Source organism: Methylibium rhizosphaerae (genome assembly GCF_006386545.1).
In the GTDB taxonomy this organism is placed as follows: Bacteria; Pseudomonadota; Gammaproteobacteria; order Burkholderiales; family Burkholderiaceae_C; genus Pseudorivibacter; species Pseudorivibacter rhizosphaerae.
This window is the reverse complement of the sequence record NZ_SWAR01000007.1, coordinates 1-14841: the sequence shown is the minus strand read 5'-3', so window position 1 is coordinate 14841 and position 14841 is coordinate 1. Positions and strand designations below refer to the sequence as shown.

Genomic DNA, 14841 nt, shown 5'->3' with positions numbered 1-14841 from the left:
GGGTCAGACGCGGTGCACGCGCAGCGCGTCCGGGTTCACGATGCCGGTCGGTTCGCCCTTGATGAAGTTGACGACGTTGTCGAAGGCGGCGCTGAAGTAGAGCTCGTAGCTGTCCTGCTCCACATAGCCCAGGTGCGGCGTGCACACCGCGTTTTCGAGCCGCAGCAGCGGCTGGCCCTGCAAGATGGGCTCGGCTTCGTAGACATCGACCGCCGCCATGCCGGGGCGGCCGCGGTTGAGCGCGGTGACCAGGGCGTTGTCTTCCACCAGCTCGGCGCGCGAGGTGTTGACGAACAGCGCGGTGGGCTTCATGCGGTGCAGGTCGTCGAGCTTCACGATGCCGCGTGTGTTGTCGTTGAGCCGCAAGTGCAGCGACACCACGTCGCTTTCCTCGAAGAACGCCTCGAGCGAGGTGGCCGCCACGTTGCCTTCGGCCTCGGCCTTTGCGCGCGAGGCCTCGCTGCCCCACACCAGCACCTTCATGCCGAAGGCGCGGCCGTAGCCGGCCACCAGCTGGCCGATCTTGCCGTAGCCCCAGATGCCGAGCGTCTTGCCCTTGAGCACCATGCCCAGCCCGAAGTTGGGCGGCATCGAGGCCGACTTGAGGCCGGACTGCTGCCACGCGCCATGCTTGAGGTTGCCGATGTACTGCGGCAGCCGGCGCATGGCCGCCATGATCAGCGCCCAGGTCAGTTCGGCGGGAGCCACCGGCGAGCCCACGCCTTCGGCCACCGCGATGCCCAGGCGCGTGCAGGTCTCGATGTCGATGTGAGAGCCGGCCCGCCCGGTCTGCGAAATGAGCCGCAGCTTCGGCAGCTTCTCGAGCAGCTGGCGGGGGAACTGGGTGCGCTCGCGGATCAGTACCAGCACCTCGGCGTCGCGCAAACGCACCGACAGCTGGCCGATGCCCTTGACGGTGTTGGTGAAGACCTTGGCGTTGTAGCCGTCGAGCCTGGCGGCGCACTTGAGCTTGCGCACCGCGTCCTGATAGTCGTCCAGGATGATGATGTTCATGTCGTCGGCGGAGTGGGTCGCCCTGATTGTGCACGGGCAATTTCTTGTCAGTAGCATGCCCGCTTTCCCGGACCGTATCAAAAGGAGACCACCGTGGCGATCAGCATGCATTCGGCCAGCGTGCCCATCTTCGTGAAGATGCTGGGCAACCTCTCTCACTTCCTCGACAAGGCGGCCGCGTTCGCCGAGGCGAAGAAGGTCGACCCCGCGGTGCTGCTGGGCTCGCGCCTGTACCCTGACATGCTGCCGATGGGCCGGCAGATCCACATCGCCTGCGACACCGCGAAGTTCGCGGTGGCCCGCCTCACCGGCCTGGAGGCGCCGAAGTTCGAGGACACCGAAACCACGATCGCGCAGTTCAAGGAGCGCATTGCAAGGACCGTCGACTACCTGAAGAGCGCACCGGCCGACGCGTTTGCCGGCAGCGAGACGCGCGAGGTCACCGTGCCGCGTCGAGACCGCGAGCCGCTCAAGTTCGAAGGCGAGGCCTACCTGAAGCACTACGCGCTGCCGAACTTCTTCTTCCACGTGACCACCGCCTACGCGATCCTGCGGCACAACGGCGTGGAGCTGGGCAAGACGGACTACCTTCGAGGTGGTGAGTAGTGACTGGTGACTGGGAACAGCCCTGACGCTGCCTTGATGCCATGACGGATCTGCCTGTCCATCACCTGCCGTTGTTCGTCACGGCCGGACTGCTGCTCAACCTCACGCCGGGGCCCGACATGCTCTACGTGGCCGGCACCTCGGCTGCGCGGGGTACGCGGGCCGGCATGGCTGCGGCGCTGGGCATCGGTGCCGGCTGCGTCGTGCACATCGTGCTGGCCACTGTCGGGTTGTCGGCCGTGCTGGCGACATCGGCGCTGGCCTTCACCGTGGTGAAGTGGCTGGGGGCGGCCTACCTGCTGTGGGCGGGCTTCGGCCTGCTGTTCAAGCGCCGCGGGCCGGCTGTCGGCACCGAGCCGGCGAGGGCAGTGGAGGCGGGGCCGTTGCGCCGCGTGTTCGTGCAAGGGGCCTTGATCAACATGCTCAACCCCAAGGTCGCGCTGTTCTTCCTGGCCTTCCTGCCGCAGTTCATCGACGCCGGCCAGCCCGGGCAGGCCTGGGCCTTCGTGGTGCTGGGGCTGGTGTTCGACATCGGCGGCACGCTGGTCAACGTGGCGGTGGCCTTGTTCGCCGGGGCCATGCGGGCCCGCTTTGCCGGCCGCCCGGGTGCGGGGCGGCTGGGCCGCTGGCTCGAGCGGGCGGTGGGCGGGCTGTTCATCGGCCTGGGCGTGAAGCTGGCCTTGTCGGCACAACGCTGAGCAGGGCCGTTCAGCCCCGCGCCATCAGGGCGTGGGCCAGCGCGATGCCCAGGCCGGTGAGCAGCAGCGAGCCCAGCAGGTGCACGCCTGCGGCGCAGGCGGCCCAGCCGTATTGCTGACGGCCGATGAGGTTCACCACCTCGGCAGAAAAGGTCGAGAAGGTGGTGAGCCCGCCGAGGAAGCCGGTGATCACCAGGAGCCGCCACTCGAGTGCGAGCGCCGTGTGCTGGGTGAAGAAGGCGCTGGCCATGCCCACCAGCAGGCCGCCCACGAGATTGGCGGCCACGGTGCCCAGCGGTATGAGCGTGAACACCGGGTTGAGCCAGCTGCCCAGCACCCAGCGCAGCAAGGCGCCGAAGCCGGCTCCGACAAAAACTGAAACGATGGCAAGGCCGCTCATGTGTTCCTCTTTCGCGAGGGGCCGATTCTCGCCGGGCTACACAGGCACGGACGCCGGCGGCAAGCCTTCTACCAGCGAGCGACCTTGCCGCTGTCGAGCGCGCCGAAGCCGGAGCCGGCGGCGCGGATCGGGAAGTGCCGGTTCAGCGCTTTCAGTCGCGCCTGCGCATCGGCCTGGCCGCGGTGCAGCGACACCAGGCTGAAGAGCTCCGAACGCAGGTGCCACAGCTCCCGCAGCGAACGGGCCTTGCGGATGCGCTCGTGCAGGTCTTCGGCCTGCGGCGTGTACAGGTCGGCCAGCATGTCGGCGAAGTCGAGCCGGGCTTCGTCGAGCAGCGCCTGCGAGCGCGTGCCGAGGACCGGCTGCCCGCGCCAGACGCCCCAGCGGGCCTTCAGCCACAGGCACCAGGCCGGCAGCGCACGGTGCCAGCCGCCGGGCGGGCACACTTCGACCCGCGCCGGCGCCGGCGGCGTGGCCAGCTGCAGCACTTTGCTGTCGCGGTGCGACGAGGGGGCGGGCATGATGCGAAGGTCCGGAGAGCGGGGCAGGTTTTCATTGTGGGCAGGCCTGCCGCCGGCCGAAGCCGTGAATTGCGCCACCATGCGGGCGTTTCTTCGAGGCTTGCCACGGCCACCTTGCCGGGAAGCGACGAAAGCAGGAGACAAGAACGATGAAGTGGCTCAAACGAAGCCTGTGGCTGCTGCTGGCGCTGGCCGTGCTGGCCGGGTCGGCGGCCTGGATCTACCGCATCCGGGCGCTGCCCGTCACCGACGGCAGCCTCACCGTGACCGGCCCCAAGGGGGAGGTGCGCATCGACCGCGATGTGCACGGCATCCCGACCATCCGCGCCGGCTCCATCGAGGATGCGGCCTTCGGCCTGGGCTTCGCGCATGCACAAGACCGGCTCTGGCAGCTCGAAACCCACCGCCGCATCGGCGCCGGGCGGCTGGCGGAAGCCTTCGGCCCGCCGGCCGTGCCGACCGACCGGTTCCTGCGGGCGCTGGGCGTGCAACGCGCCGCGGCCGCCCAGTGGGCGAATGTGAAGGGCGAAGAGCGCAGCGGCATGGAGGCCTATGCCGCCGGCATCAACGCCTACCTGCGCGAGCACCTGCGCGCCCGCCCGCCGGAGTTCCTGCTGCTGGGGCTCGAGCCAGAGCAATGGACGCCGCAGGACAGCATGGCCTGGGCCGTGATGATGGCCTGGGACCTGGGCGGCAACTGGTCGACCGAGCTGCTGCGGCTGCGCCTGTCGCTCAAGCTGCCGCTCGAGCGGGTCAACGAGGCGATACCGCCGTACCCTGGCGAAAAGCCGCTGGCCACCGCCGACTATGCGGCGCTGTTCCGCAGCCTGGGGCTCAACGGCGAACTGGGCCGGCAGGCCCTGCTGGCTGCGCCGCCTTCCGGCATCGAAGGGCTGGGCTCCAACAACTGGGTGGTGGCCGGCTCTCACACCGAGACCGGCAAGCCGCTGCTGGCCAACGACCCGCACCTGAAGCTCACCTCGCCGGCGCTGTGGTACTTCGCCCGGCTCGAGGCGCCCGGACTCAAGGTGGCCGGCGCCACCATGCCGGGCTTGCCGATCGTGGTGCTCGGCCAGAACGAACACGTCGCATGGGGCTTCACCAACACCGCGCCCGACGTGCAGGACCTCTATCTCGAGCGCCTGAAGCCCGATGACCCGTCGCAGTACCAGACGCCCACCGGCTGGGCCGCGTTCGAGACCTGGCAGGAGGTGATCAAGGTCAAGGGGGCGGCCGACGTGCCGGTCACGGTGCGGGCCACGCGGCATGGGCCGGTGATCTCGGACGCGGGTGAGGTGGGCGAGGGGGTCACAGGCCCCAAGGGCAAGCCCGCCTATGCCCTGGCCATGCGATGGACTGCCCTCGATGCCGACCCCGGCACCGTCGAGGCCGGGCTGGCGTTCAACCGCGCGGCGTCGGTGGACGAATTCGTCGCGGCCTCGGCCCGGTACACGGCCCCCATGCAGAACATGGTGGTGGCCGACAAGGCCGGCCGCATCGCCTTCGTGGCGGCCGGCAAGGTGCCACAGCGTTCACCGGCCAACGACCTCAAGGGCCTGGTGCCGGCTCCGGGCTGGGATGCCCGCTACGACTGGACGGGCTTCCTGGAGCCGGGCCGGACGCCGCGCGAGATCGACCCGCCGCGCGGCTGGGTGGCCACCGCCAACCAGCGCATCCATCCGGCCGATTACCCGCACTACATCACCAGCGACTGGGCGGTGCCGTACCGCCAGCAGCGCATCGAGCAGCTGCTGGCGGCGCGGCCGAAGCACACGCTCGAGAGCCTGGCCGCCATCCAGCGCGACGAGCTGTCGCTGGCCACCGTGAGGCTGCTGCCGCACCTGCTGGCGACCCGGGCCGAGCATCCGCTCGCTGCCGCGGCGCAAAAGGAGCTGGCCGGCTTCGACGGCGTGATGGCCGCCGACCGTGCCGCGCCGGCGATCTTCTATGCCTGGGCGCGCCACCTCACCGAGCTGGTGCTGGCCGACGAGCTGGGCGCCGACCTGTACCAGCAGCAGCTGGGCAGCCGCGCCTTCCGCGACGCGCTGGAGCTGGTGCTCGAGCGCAACGACGCCTGGTGGTGCGACGACAAGGCGACGCCTGCGGCGGAAACCTGCGCGCAGCGCAGCGGCGAGGCGTTGAGGCGCGCACTCGACGAGCTGCAGGCAAAGCTCGGCGGCAACGTGTCGGCCTGGCGCTGGGGGGCGCTGCACATCGCACGTTCGGAGCACCGCCCCTTCAGCAAGGTCAAGGCCCTGGCGGGCTGGTTCGAGCTGCGCTCGCCGGTGGGCGGCGACACCTACACCGTCAACGTGTCGCGCGTGAGCCTGCGGCCCGACGGCACGACCGGCGAGTACTACCTCGATGAACACGGACCCTCGTTGCGAGCCCTCTACGACCTGGGCGATCCGAAGCAGTCGCGCTTCATGCATTCGAGCGGGCAGTCGGGGCTGGTGTTTTCGCCGTGGTACCGCAGCTTCGTGCAGCCTTGGACGGCGGTGCAGTACGTGCCGGTGTGGAACGACCAGGCGGCGGCGCATTCGCTGGTGCTGACGCCGCGGTGAGGGGCGAAGCAAAGCTGGACGGGAGAGAGGCGAGCCCCGAGACGTTGTTCTGCGTCTTCTGCAGCCCGCCGGGAGTTCGCCCCGGCAGGCGACCTACTTTCTTTGCTTCGCCAAAGAAAGTAGGCAAAGAAAGGCGACCCCGACTGTGCTCGGTCGGCCCTGAACGGGCCGACTGCCCTGCGCAGCTTGCGTCCCGAGGGCGAGCAAAGAACTCGCCCTCGCCTGCGGCTCGGAGCTCAGACAGCTTTGCTCGACCGCTTCGCGGCAACCCTCGGGCCGCGACGCAGCGCAGGCGGCACAGACGGGGCCCCGTTTTACGAAGTGATTGACGAGCCGGCCTAGGGCCGGCGACATCGCCGCGTACGCGGCGGAGCGGCACGAACTACGCCGCCAGCTGCCGCGCCAGCTCGAAGATCGACAGCGGCGCGCTGCCTTCGGCCTTGTTGTTGACGGTCACGAACACCGGGTGGCCGGCCGCTGCGGTGGCGGCGATCACCCGTGCCAGCTCGGCGCGGTTGGCCGGGTCAGGGGCAGCCAGCTTGTCGAACGGTTCGAACAGGTCCTTGGCCTGCTGGTAGCGGAACCCGCGCTGAAGGTTCCAGCGGCACACCAGGGCGCCCGGCCACATGGCCCGCAGCATGGGCAGTTGCTCGGCCACCGTGGGCATGCGGTCGTGCAGGCCCAGGCAGTAGCGCACGCCGTGGCGCTTGAGCAGGTGGGCGAGTTCGGGCGTCAGCAGCTGCGCATCACGCACCTCCAGCGCCAGCAGCGCCTGTTCGGGCAGCTCGGGGAGCAGGGCGCTCCACAGCGCATCGAGCCGTTCGAGCAGTTCGGCTGGTCGGTTCAGCCAGCGCGGCGGCAGCGGCGACAGCTGGAAGACCAGCACGCCGAGCGTCGCGCCCAGCCCTTGCACGGCCGGGCGCAGGCAGCTGTCGAGTGTCGAGGGCGGGTCGAGGAACAGCGGGTTCGGCTCCATTGCCTTGCCGCTGCCGGCCTCGCGGACCGTGGCATCGGTGACCATCGCAGGCGCCTTGACGACGAACCGGAACCCGGGCCCCACTTGTGCCGCAAGTGCTGCGTACTCGGCGGCGGCCATCGGCCGGTAGAAGCTGCGGTCCAGGCTGACCGTGCGCAGCAGCGGGTGGCGGCTGTAGGCGGTGAGCCCGCGCCGGGACAGGGTCGATTCGGCGTACTCGCGTCCCCACACCAGGCCATGCCAGCCGGGGAAGTTCCACGACGAAGTGCCCATGCGCAGCAGGTCGCCGTAGCGTGCGGCCAGGCCTTGTGCCACGCCGGTCAGCTCGTCGCCGACGTCTGCGGGCTGCAGGGAGCCGTCGCCGCTGGCCGGTGGCTCAGTCTTGCCGGGACGGGGCGGCGGCTTGTCTTCAGGCTCGGGGAGTCCGAAGAGGTCGTCCTGCGCCGCCATCTCAGGCGGCAACGAGGCGCAGCTTGCGCCTGGGTGTGGCGGCCGGCTCGGCAGGCGCCTTCAGGCCGCCCAGATAGGCGTCGATGACGTGCCGGCCCACCCGCACGAGGTCGAACGCCTCCGGATCGAGCATCCAGTTCTGGATCAGCCCGTCGACCAGCGCATGCAGGCCGAGCGCCACCGAACGGGCGGGGGCCTTGCTGCTGATGAGGCCGCGCTGCTGGGCCGCCTTGAGCGCCATCTCCACATGGGCCAGGCACTCGTTGCGGCCGGCGAGGTGCCGGTCGCGCACCGCCAGCAGCTCGGCGACGTATTCGACCTTGTGGGTCGCGATCTCGAACACACGGCGCGCCTGCGGGCTGGTGGTGGTGAGCTTGAGGGCGCTGAGCAGGTTGCCGCGGATGTGCTCGAGCGGGTCTTCCGCAGCGGCGGAATCGAGGCTGCACACCGACTCCTCGAGCGGCAGCGTGGCCCGTTCCATCATGGCGTTGAAGAGATCGGCCTTGTCCTTGAAGTGCCAGTAGATGGCACCACGGGTGAGTCCGGCTGCCTGGGCGATCTCGTGCAGCGAGGTGCGTGACACGCCGTGTTGCTGGAACAGCAGCTCGGCGGTGTCGAGGATGAGATTGCGCGTGGCGAGCGCTTCTTCTTTCGTGCGGCGGACCATGGGGGTGACTTCTGAAGAACGGGGGTGATTGTCCCTCGTGGGAGGGTTCGTGAACCGTTTGGTTCACCCCGCCGGTCAACATACATTCAAAAATGTATGTAAACTGCCGCGCACTGTCGCACGGATTGCGCTATCACGTTGTCACAAACAGAACCGCTGCGACGTCTACGCTTGTCTCCTCTGCCGCCCGTGCCCTTCTGGCGGAAATCTCACCGAAAGGTCCATCGCATGCCCGCGCCCAGGCTCGCTCTGCGCTTTCTGTCATCGGCCCAGCCCCTCGTCCGGCGGGCACCCCTTGTTTCATTGGTGGCCGTGGCCGCCGTGCTGGCCGCTTGCGGAAGGGGCGGCGCCCAGGACGGCCACGGCGGCGGCATGCCGCCGGCGGCCGTGTCGGTCGAGAAGGTGGCCGTGGCCAACATCCCGGCCAGTTTCGAATACGTCGGCCAGGCCGCCGGTTCGCGCGACGTCGAGGTGCGTGCCCGGGTGGCCGGCATCCTGGTGAAGCGCAACTTCAAGGAAGGCGGGCAGGTGAAGAAGGGCCAGTCGCTCTACACCATCGACCCGGCGCAGTTCCAGGCCGCCTTCAGCCGTGCCGACGCCGACGTGGCGGCCGCCGAGGCCCGCCTGGCCCAGGCCACCCGTTCGCTGGCCCGCCTGAAGCCGCTGTGGGAGGCCAAGGCGGTGAGCCAGCGCGAGTACGACGACGCGGTGTCGGCCGAGCAGGTGGCGCGTGCCGACCTGAAGGGCGCACAGGCGCGCCGTGCCGAGTCGGCCCTGAGCGTGGGCTACACCCGCGTCGAGTCGCCCATCAGCGGCGTGGCGGGCCGGTCGGTGCCTTCGGAAGGCACGCTGGTGTCGGGCCCGGACATGCTGCTCACCACGGTGACGCAGACCGACCCGGCGAAGGTGCGCTTCGGCATCGCCGACACCGACCAGATGCGCTGGCGCAACGAGGTCGCGGCCGGCCAGCTGAAGCTGCCCGGCAACGAGGCCTTCCAGGTCGAGGTGAAGCTGGCCGACGGCAGCATCTACAGCCACAAGGGCAAGCTGCTCTTCTCGGACACGCGCGTTTCCGGCAACACCGGCACGGTGGAAGCCGAGGCCGAGATCCCCAACCCCGACGGCGTGCTCAAGCCCGGCCAGTTCGTGCGGGTACGCCTGCTGGGCGCGGTGCGCCCGAACGCGGTGCGGGTGCCGTCCCGCGCGGTGCTCGAAGGCCCGCAGGGCAAGTTCGTCTATGTGGTGGCCGACAACAAGGCGCAGCCCAAGCCGGTGACGGTGGGTGACCAGCTGGCTGACGGCTGGATCATCACCAAGGGCCTGGCCGCAGGCGACAACCTCATTGTCGACGGCATGGCACGCATCTTCTTCCCGGGCGCCCCGGTGCAGGTGGTGCCCGCCGGCGGCGCCTCGGCGCCTGCCGGGCAGGGCGGCGCGTCCGCTCCGGCCCAGGCAGCGTCGAAGTAAGCCGGGAGCCCCGACATGTTCTCGCGCTTCTTCATCGACCGGCCGATCTTCGCGGCCGTGCTGTCCATCTTCATCGTGATTGCGGGCCTGGCGGCGATGCGTTCGCTGCCGATCGCGCAATACCCCGAGATCGCGCCGCCGGTGGTGAGCGTGGTCGCCGTCTACCCCGGCGCGAGCGCCGAGGTGATCGAGCAGACCGTCGCCGCGCCGCTGGAGAACGCGATCAACGGCGTCGAGAAGATGATCTACATGAACTCCACGTCGACCTCCAACGGCGTGGTGACCATCCAGGTCACGTTCGACATCGGCACCAATGCCGACCAGGCCGCGCAGCTGGTGAACAACCGGGTGAAGCAGGCCGAGGCCAAGCTGCCGCAGGAAGTGCGGCGCCAGGGCGTCACCGTGGAGAAGGGCTCCTCGGCCTTCCTGCAGGTGCTGGCGTTCTTCTCGCCCGACGGCAGCAAGGACGACCTGACGATCAGCAACTATGTGACGCTGAACGTGCTCGATTCGCTCAAGCGCGTGCCCGGCACCACCAACGTGCAGATCTTCGGCGCCAAGGACTACGCGATGCGGGTGTGGGTGCGCCCCGACCGCCTCGCGCAGCTGCGGCTCACCACCAGCGACCTGGCCCATGCCATCAGCGAGCAGAACGCGCAGTTCGCCGCCGGCAAGGTGGGCCAGGCGCCCACGGGCGGTGACCAGGAGATGGTCTACACCATCACCACGCAGGGCCGCCTGTCCGACCCGAAGCAGTTCGAGGAGATCATCGTCCGCGCCAACCCCGACGGCAGCACGCTGCGCCTGAAGGACGTGGCGCGCCTCGAGCTGGGCTCCAAGGACTACGACTTCATCGGCCGCATCAACGGCAAGTCGGCCACGCTCGTGGGCATCTTCCTGCAGCCGGGCGCCAACGCGCTCGACGTGGCCCAGGAGGTCAACAAGACCGTCGCCACGCTGAAGGAAGCCTTCCCGCCGGGCATCGACTACTCGGTGCCCTACGACACCACGCGCTTCGTCGAGGTGTCGATCAAGGAGGTGGTGAAGACGCTGCTCGAAGCCATGGCGCTGGTGATCCTGGTGGTGTACCTGTTCCTGCAGAACTGGCGCGCCACGCTGATCCCGGTGGTGGCGGTGCCGGTGTCGCTGATCGGCACCTTCGCCGGCCTGCTGATGCTGGGCTACTCGATCAACACGCTCACGCTGTTCGGCATGGTGCTGGCCATCGGCATCGTGGTGGACGACGCCATCGTCGTGCTCGAGAACGTCGAGCGGATCATGCACGAGGAGCACCTGTCGGCCCGCGAATCGGCCATCAAGGCGATGCGCGAGGTGTCCGGCCCGGTGATCGCCATCGTGCTGGTGCTGTGCGCGGTGTTCGTGCCGATCGCCTTCCTGGGCGGCCTGACCGGCGAGCTGTACCGCCAGTTCGCGGTGACCATCTCGATCGCCGTGGTGATCTCGGGCATCGTGGCGCTCACGCTCACGCCGTCGCTGTGCGTGCTCATCCTGAAGAGCGAGCACCGCAAGCCCGGCCGGTTCTTCACCTGGTTCAACAACTGGTTCCACCGCGTCACCGGTCACTACGTGGGCGGCGTGAGCTTCCTGGTGCGCCGCGCCGGCATCGGCCTGCTGCTGTTCGCCGGCATGGTGGCCGTGACGGTGGGCCTGCTGCGCATCACCCCGGGGTCGCTGGTGCCCGACGAGGACCAGGGCTTCTACATCTCGGCGGTGATCCTGCCCGACGGCGCCTCGCTCGAGCGGACCGACAAGGTGGTGGGCGAGGTGATCGAGATCATCAAGTCCAACCCGTTCAACCAGGACGTCATCGCCTTCACCGGCTTCGACTTCCTGGGCGGCGGCTACCGCAACAACGCGGCCACCATCTTCGTCACGCAGAAGCACTGGGACGAGCGCCCGATGCCGGTGCAGGCGCTCGTGGGCGAGCTGTTCATGAAGACCGGCCACATCAAGGAAGCGCTGGTGCTCGCCTTCAACCCGCCGCCGATCTTCGGCCTGGGCACCGCGGGCGGCTTCGAGTTCTACATCCAGAACCGCGGCGAAGGCGGCGCCAAGCGCCTGGCCGAGGTGATGCAGCAGTTCCAGGGCGCGGTGTCGCAGAGCAAGATGCTCGGCGGCGTGCAGAGCCTGTGGCGCGCCAGCACGCCGCAGCTGTACGTGGACGTGGACCGCGAGCGCGCCAAGGCGCTGGGCGTGCCGGTCGATGAAGTGTTCAACACGCTGTCGGCCACGCTGGGCAGCTACTACGTGAACGACTTCAACAAGTACGGCCGCGCCTGGCAGGTGCTCATGTCCGCCGAGCCGGGCTTTCGCAAGCGGCCGGACGACATCGGCCGCATGTGGGTGCGTTCCAGCACCGGGCAGATGGTGCCGGTGTCCGCGCTGGCCACGGTGAAGTTCTCGTCGGGCCCGGAGACGCTGGATCGCTTCAACAACCTGCCGGCGGTCAAGCTGTTCGGCCAGGGGGCGCCGGGCGTGAGTTCGGGGCAGGCCATCGCCGAGGTCGAGCGCATCGCCAGGCAGGTGCTGCCGTCCGACTTCAGCTTCGACTGGGGCGGGGCGTCCTACCAGGAGAAGCGCTCGTCGGGCACCTCGTACCTCGCGCTGGTGCTGGGCGCGGTGATGGTGTTCCTCATTCTCTCGGCCCAGTACGAGAAATGGTCGCTGCCGTTCTCGGTGCTGCTGGCGCTGCCTTTCGGCACGTTCGGCGCGCTGGCCGCGGTGTGGCTGCGCGGGCTCACCAACGACGTGTACTTCCAGATCGGCCTGGTCACGCTGCTCGGCCTCGCGGCCAAGAACGCGATCCTGATCGTGGAGTACGCCTCGATCAAGCACCACGAGGGCCTGTCGGCATCGGCATCCGCGCTCGAGGCGGCACGCCTGCGTTTCCGCCCGATCATCATGACCTCGCTGGCCTTCATCCTCGGCGTGCTGCCGCTGGCCATTTCCTCCGGGGCGGGTGCCGGGGCGCGCGTCTCGGTGGGCACCGGCGTCATGGGCGGCATGCTGGCCGCCACCGCGCTGGCCATCTTCTTCATTCCCATGTTCTACAAGATCATCACCGCTCGAAAGCTCAAGGAATCGCGCTCCACCGCGGAGATGCAGGCCGAAGCGGCGCATCTGCACTCGCACGCGCACCGTCCGGGCCTGCACGGCACGCACCAGGCCGAAGGAGGCCACGCATGAACCGTCAACCCGCAATCCCGAAGCGGCTCGGCCTGCTGACGGCGGTGGCGCTGGCCGCGCTGCTGGCCGGCTGCGCCGCCCCCGGCGGCGCGTCCAATGCCACCCCGCAGCTCGAACTGCCGGCCACCAATGCCGCAGTGCCCGCGGTGGCCGCCGACTGGTGGAAAGCCTATGGCGACCCTCAGCTCGACGCGCTGGTCGACGAGGCGCTCAGGAACAACCGCGACCTCGCTCGGGCGATGGCCCGCATCGACGAGTCGCGCGCCAGCCTGCGGCTCACCCAGGCCGACCGCTACCCGAGCATCAATGCCGGCCTGTCCGGTGCGCGTGCCCGTGCCAGCGAAACCGGGCCGGCGATCGCAGGCGGCATCGGCAACGACTTCCGGGCCACCCTCAACGTCGCCTACGAGGTCGACCTGTGGGGCCGTGTGGCCAATGCCGGCAAGGCCGCCCGCGAGGAGCTGCTGGCCACCGAGTACGCACGCGAGACGCTGCGCACCGCGCTGGCTGCCCAGGTGGTGCAGTCGTATGCCGCGCTGCAGTCGCTGGACGCGCAGGTGGATCTCTTCACCCGCGCGGTGGTGGCGCAGCGCGACAGCGTGAAGCTGCAGAAGGTGCGGTTCGACGCCGGCGACCTGTCCGAGCTCGACCTGCGCCAGCTCGAAGCCGAGCTGGCAGCCAACGAAGGCCAGCTGCCGAAGCTGGAGCGCGCCCGCGGCGAGGCCGAGCGCGCGCTCGGCTTCGTGCTCGGCCGTTCGCCGCGCGCGCTGCTGGAGCAGAACCTGCCGCGCAGCGCCACCGCGGCCGCGGTCAACACGAGCATCCCCGAAGGCCTGCCGTCCGACCTGCTGCAGCGGCGCCCTGACGTGCAGGCCGCCGAAGCGCGCCTGCGCGCTGCCGGCGCCCGCGTCGACGCCGCCCGCGCGGCCTACTTCCCGAGCATTTCGCTCACCGGATCCTGGGGCCGCGAGAGCAGCGACTTCTCCAAGCTGATGGACGCGCCGTCGCTGATCTGGAGCGTGATGGCCTCGCTCACCCAGCCGATCTGGAACGGTGGCCGCATCGATGCGCAGAACGACCTCGCGAAGGCGCGACGGGTGCAGGCCGAGCTCGACTACCGCGACAGCGTGGCGGCTGCCTTCCGCGAAGCCCGCGACGCGCTGGGCGCCTATGCCGAAGCCCAGGCTTCGCTGCAGATCCTGCAGCAGCGCGTCCAGGCGCTGCAGCGGGCCGAGCAGCTCACCCGGGTGCGGTTCGACGGCGGCGTGGCCAGCCGGCTCGACCTGATCGAAGCCGAACGCTTTGCGCTCACCGCCCAGGCCAGCCAGGCCGACGCGCGGCGAGCGCTGGCGGCCGCACAGGCCGACGTCTTCCGCGTGCTCGGCGGCGGCTGGCAGCCGCAAGCCACGAACCAGCAGCAGGCGGCGCACCAGCCCGGCACAACATCCTGAAACGGGCGCCGCACAGCCTGCGAAGCCCTGTCCAGGCCATGGACGAAAGCCCCAAGCTCGTTGCAAAGGTGCAAGCTGGACGCAGCGCGTAGCGGGCCCGTCCGGCAGCCGGGCCGCTTCCGCAAAGGGAGGGGCTCATGGCATGGTCTGCAAGGGTTTGGGGGCTTGTGGCGTGGCTGCCGCTGGCATGGGCATGCGCTGGCGCATCGGCCCAGCAGCCGGACGGCGGCTTGCTGCACGTGCTGCGGCAGGTCAACGAAACCACCAACCGCCGCTATGTGCAGGTGGAGGAGCTGGCCAACCGCTGGTCGGCGCCCGACGAGCTGCGCGCAAGCGGGCAGGGCGACTGCGAAGACTTCGCCATCGCCAAGTACTTCGCGCTGCTGGAGGCCGGCATTCCGGTGCGGCGCCTGCGCATCGGCTATGCGCTGGTGCAGCTGGGCGGTGGTGAGCTCTGGCGGCCGCACATGGTGCTCGCCTACCTGGGCAGCGATGAAGACGCCGCCTCGCAGCCGCTCATCCTCGACAGCCTGATCAGCGAGATCCGCCCGGCTTCACGACGGCCCGACCTGCGGCTCGTGTTCACCTTCGGACTCGACGGCCTGTGGGCGGGCGTGGACGGCCAGCGCCTGGGCGCCGCCGAAGACCGGCTCGATGCCTGGCGCGGCGTGCTCGAGCGCATGGCGCCGGCGCCGCACTAGGGCCTGTTAACGCTATTTGGAGCCTCACGTGACCCAGGAAACGGGCGCCATCAAGGCGCAAAGCGGAAGCGGGGTCGTTCCCCCGCTGAGCATTTGCAACGCGGAGGGCGCCCGTTTCC

12 protein-coding genes are annotated in these 14841 nt (G+C 69.5%); 7 read left to right on the top strand and 5 right to left on the bottom strand.

Translation table 11 applies throughout. The features are described 5' to 3' along the window. Positions 1-3: 3 nt before the first annotated feature. Positions 4-1014 carry a D-2-hydroxyacid dehydrogenase family protein gene (locus tag E8D38_RS07570; RefSeq protein WP_140627498.1) on the bottom strand — a complete coding sequence of 337 codons (1011 nt, stop codon included), beginning with the start codon at positions 1012-1014 and terminating at the stop codon, positions 4-6. A 93-nt stretch (positions 1015-1107) separates the two neighbouring features. Here E8D38_RS07570 and E8D38_RS07565 point away from each other — a divergent pair, with 93 nt between their 5' ends. Together E8D38_RS07565 and E8D38_RS07560 are read left to right on the top strand one after the other, a co-directional pair. Next, a complete protein-coding gene (locus E8D38_RS07565; RefSeq protein ID WP_140627496.1) occupies positions 1108-1620 on the top strand; it encodes a DUF1993 domain-containing protein in 513 nt (170 codons plus the stop codon). A gap of 41 nt (positions 1621-1661) precedes the next feature. Continuing rightward, positions 1662-2318 (top strand): LysE family translocator, encoded by a 657-nt coding sequence (locus tag E8D38_RS07560; RefSeq protein WP_181178977.1) that lies wholly within the window; start codon positions 1662-1664, stop codon positions 2316-2318. A 10-nt stretch (positions 2319-2328) separates the two neighbouring features. On the opposite strand, the gene crcB is transcribed toward E8D38_RS07560, so the two are convergent. Then, entirely contained in the window at positions 2329-2718 is a 390-nt protein-coding gene (gene crcB / locus E8D38_RS07555; RefSeq protein WP_140627494.1) for a fluoride efflux transporter CrcB, read from the bottom strand. Positions 2719-2786: 68 nt separating this feature from the next. Beyond that, the gene (locus E8D38_RS07550) at positions 2787-3239 is read right to left on the bottom strand and encodes a hypothetical protein (RefSeq protein ID WP_140627492.1); all 453 of its coding nucleotides are present in this window, start codon (positions 3237-3239) and stop codon (positions 2787-2789) included. A gap of 149 nt (positions 3240-3388) precedes the next feature. On the opposite strand from E8D38_RS07550, the gene E8D38_RS07545 reads away from it, so the two are divergent. Further along, entirely contained in the window at positions 3389-5803 is a 2415-nt protein-coding gene (locus tag E8D38_RS07545; protein WP_140627490.1) for a penicillin acylase family protein, read from the top strand. A gap of 382 nt (positions 5804-6185) precedes the next feature. Here E8D38_RS07545 and E8D38_RS07540 read toward each other — a convergent pair whose 3' ends face one another. Beyond that, the gene (locus tag E8D38_RS07540) at positions 6186-7241 is read right to left on the bottom strand and encodes a DUF72 domain-containing protein (RefSeq protein WP_246099397.1); all 1056 of its coding nucleotides are present in this window, start codon (positions 7239-7241) and stop codon (positions 6186-6188) included. Continuing rightward, positions 7231-7896, bottom strand: a complete 666-nt coding sequence (locus E8D38_RS07535) for a TetR family transcriptional regulator (RefSeq protein ID WP_140627488.1) — start codon at positions 7894-7896, stop codon at positions 7231-7233. Before E8D38_RS07535 ends, E8D38_RS07540 begins: the two co-directional genes overlap by 11 nt. A 306-nt stretch (positions 7897-8202) precedes the next feature. Between E8D38_RS07535 and E8D38_RS07530 the strand changes: the two genes are divergently transcribed. From E8D38_RS07530 to E8D38_RS07515, 4 genes are all read left to right on the top strand, one after another. Next, positions 8203-9363 carry an efflux RND transporter periplasmic adaptor subunit gene (locus tag E8D38_RS07530; RefSeq protein WP_219851679.1) on the top strand — a complete coding sequence of 387 codons (1161 nt, stop codon included), beginning with the start codon at positions 8203-8205 and terminating at the stop codon, positions 9361-9363. A gap of 15 nt (positions 9364-9378) precedes the next feature. Further along, positions 9379-12570 (top strand): efflux RND transporter permease subunit, encoded by a 3192-nt coding sequence (locus tag E8D38_RS07525; protein WP_140627484.1) that lies wholly within the window; start codon positions 9379-9381, stop codon positions 12568-12570. Continuing rightward, positions 12567-14021, top strand: coding sequence for an efflux transporter outer membrane subunit (locus E8D38_RS07520; RefSeq protein ID WP_140627482.1), 1455 nt, complete (start codon positions 12567-12569; stop codon positions 14019-14021). The genes E8D38_RS07525 and E8D38_RS07520 overlap by 4 nt, the downstream gene beginning before the upstream one ends. A 137-nt stretch (positions 14022-14158) precedes the next feature. Continuing rightward, the gene (locus E8D38_RS07515; RefSeq protein ID WP_181178976.1) at positions 14159-14722 is read left to right on the top strand and encodes a transglutaminase-like cysteine peptidase; all 564 of its coding nucleotides are present in this window, start codon (positions 14159-14161) and stop codon (positions 14720-14722) included. The last annotated feature ends 119 nt before the right edge of the window (positions 14723-14841 follow it).

What these genes read in the sequence shown, in the direction of transcription:
- E8D38_RS07570 (WP_140627498.1), bottom strand. Translation starts at nt 1,014, where the DNA reads ATGAACATCATCATCCTGGACGACTATCAGGACGCGGTGCGCAAGCTC.
- crcB (WP_140627494.1), bottom strand. Translation starts at nt 2,718, where the DNA reads ATGAGCGGCCTTGCCATCGTTTCAGTTTTTGTCGGAGCCGGCTTCGGC.
- E8D38_RS07550 (WP_140627492.1), bottom strand. Translation starts at nt 3,239, where the DNA reads ATGCCCGCCCCCTCGTCGCACCGCGACAGCAAAGTGCTGCAGCTGGCC.
- E8D38_RS07560 (WP_181178977.1), top strand. Translation starts at nt 1,662, where the DNA reads ATGACGGATCTGCCTGTCCATCACCTGCCGTTGTTCGTCACGGCCGGA.
- E8D38_RS07545 (WP_140627490.1), top strand. Translation starts at nt 3,389, where the DNA reads ATGAAGTGGCTCAAACGAAGCCTGTGGCTGCTGCTGGCGCTGGCCGTG.
- E8D38_RS07525 (WP_140627484.1), top strand. Translation starts at nt 9,379, where the DNA reads ATGTTCTCGCGCTTCTTCATCGACCGGCCGATCTTCGCGGCCGTGCTG.
- E8D38_RS07515 (WP_181178976.1), top strand. Translation starts at nt 14,159, where the DNA reads ATGGCATGGTCTGCAAGGGTTTGGGGGCTTGTGGCGTGGCTGCCGCTG.
- E8D38_RS07520 (WP_140627482.1), top strand. Translation starts at nt 12,567, where the DNA reads ATGAACCGTCAACCCGCAATCCCGAAGCGGCTCGGCCTGCTGACGGCG.
- E8D38_RS07535 (WP_140627488.1), bottom strand. Translation starts at nt 7,896, where the DNA reads ATGGTCCGCCGCACGAAAGAAGAAGCGCTCGCCACGCGCAATCTCATC.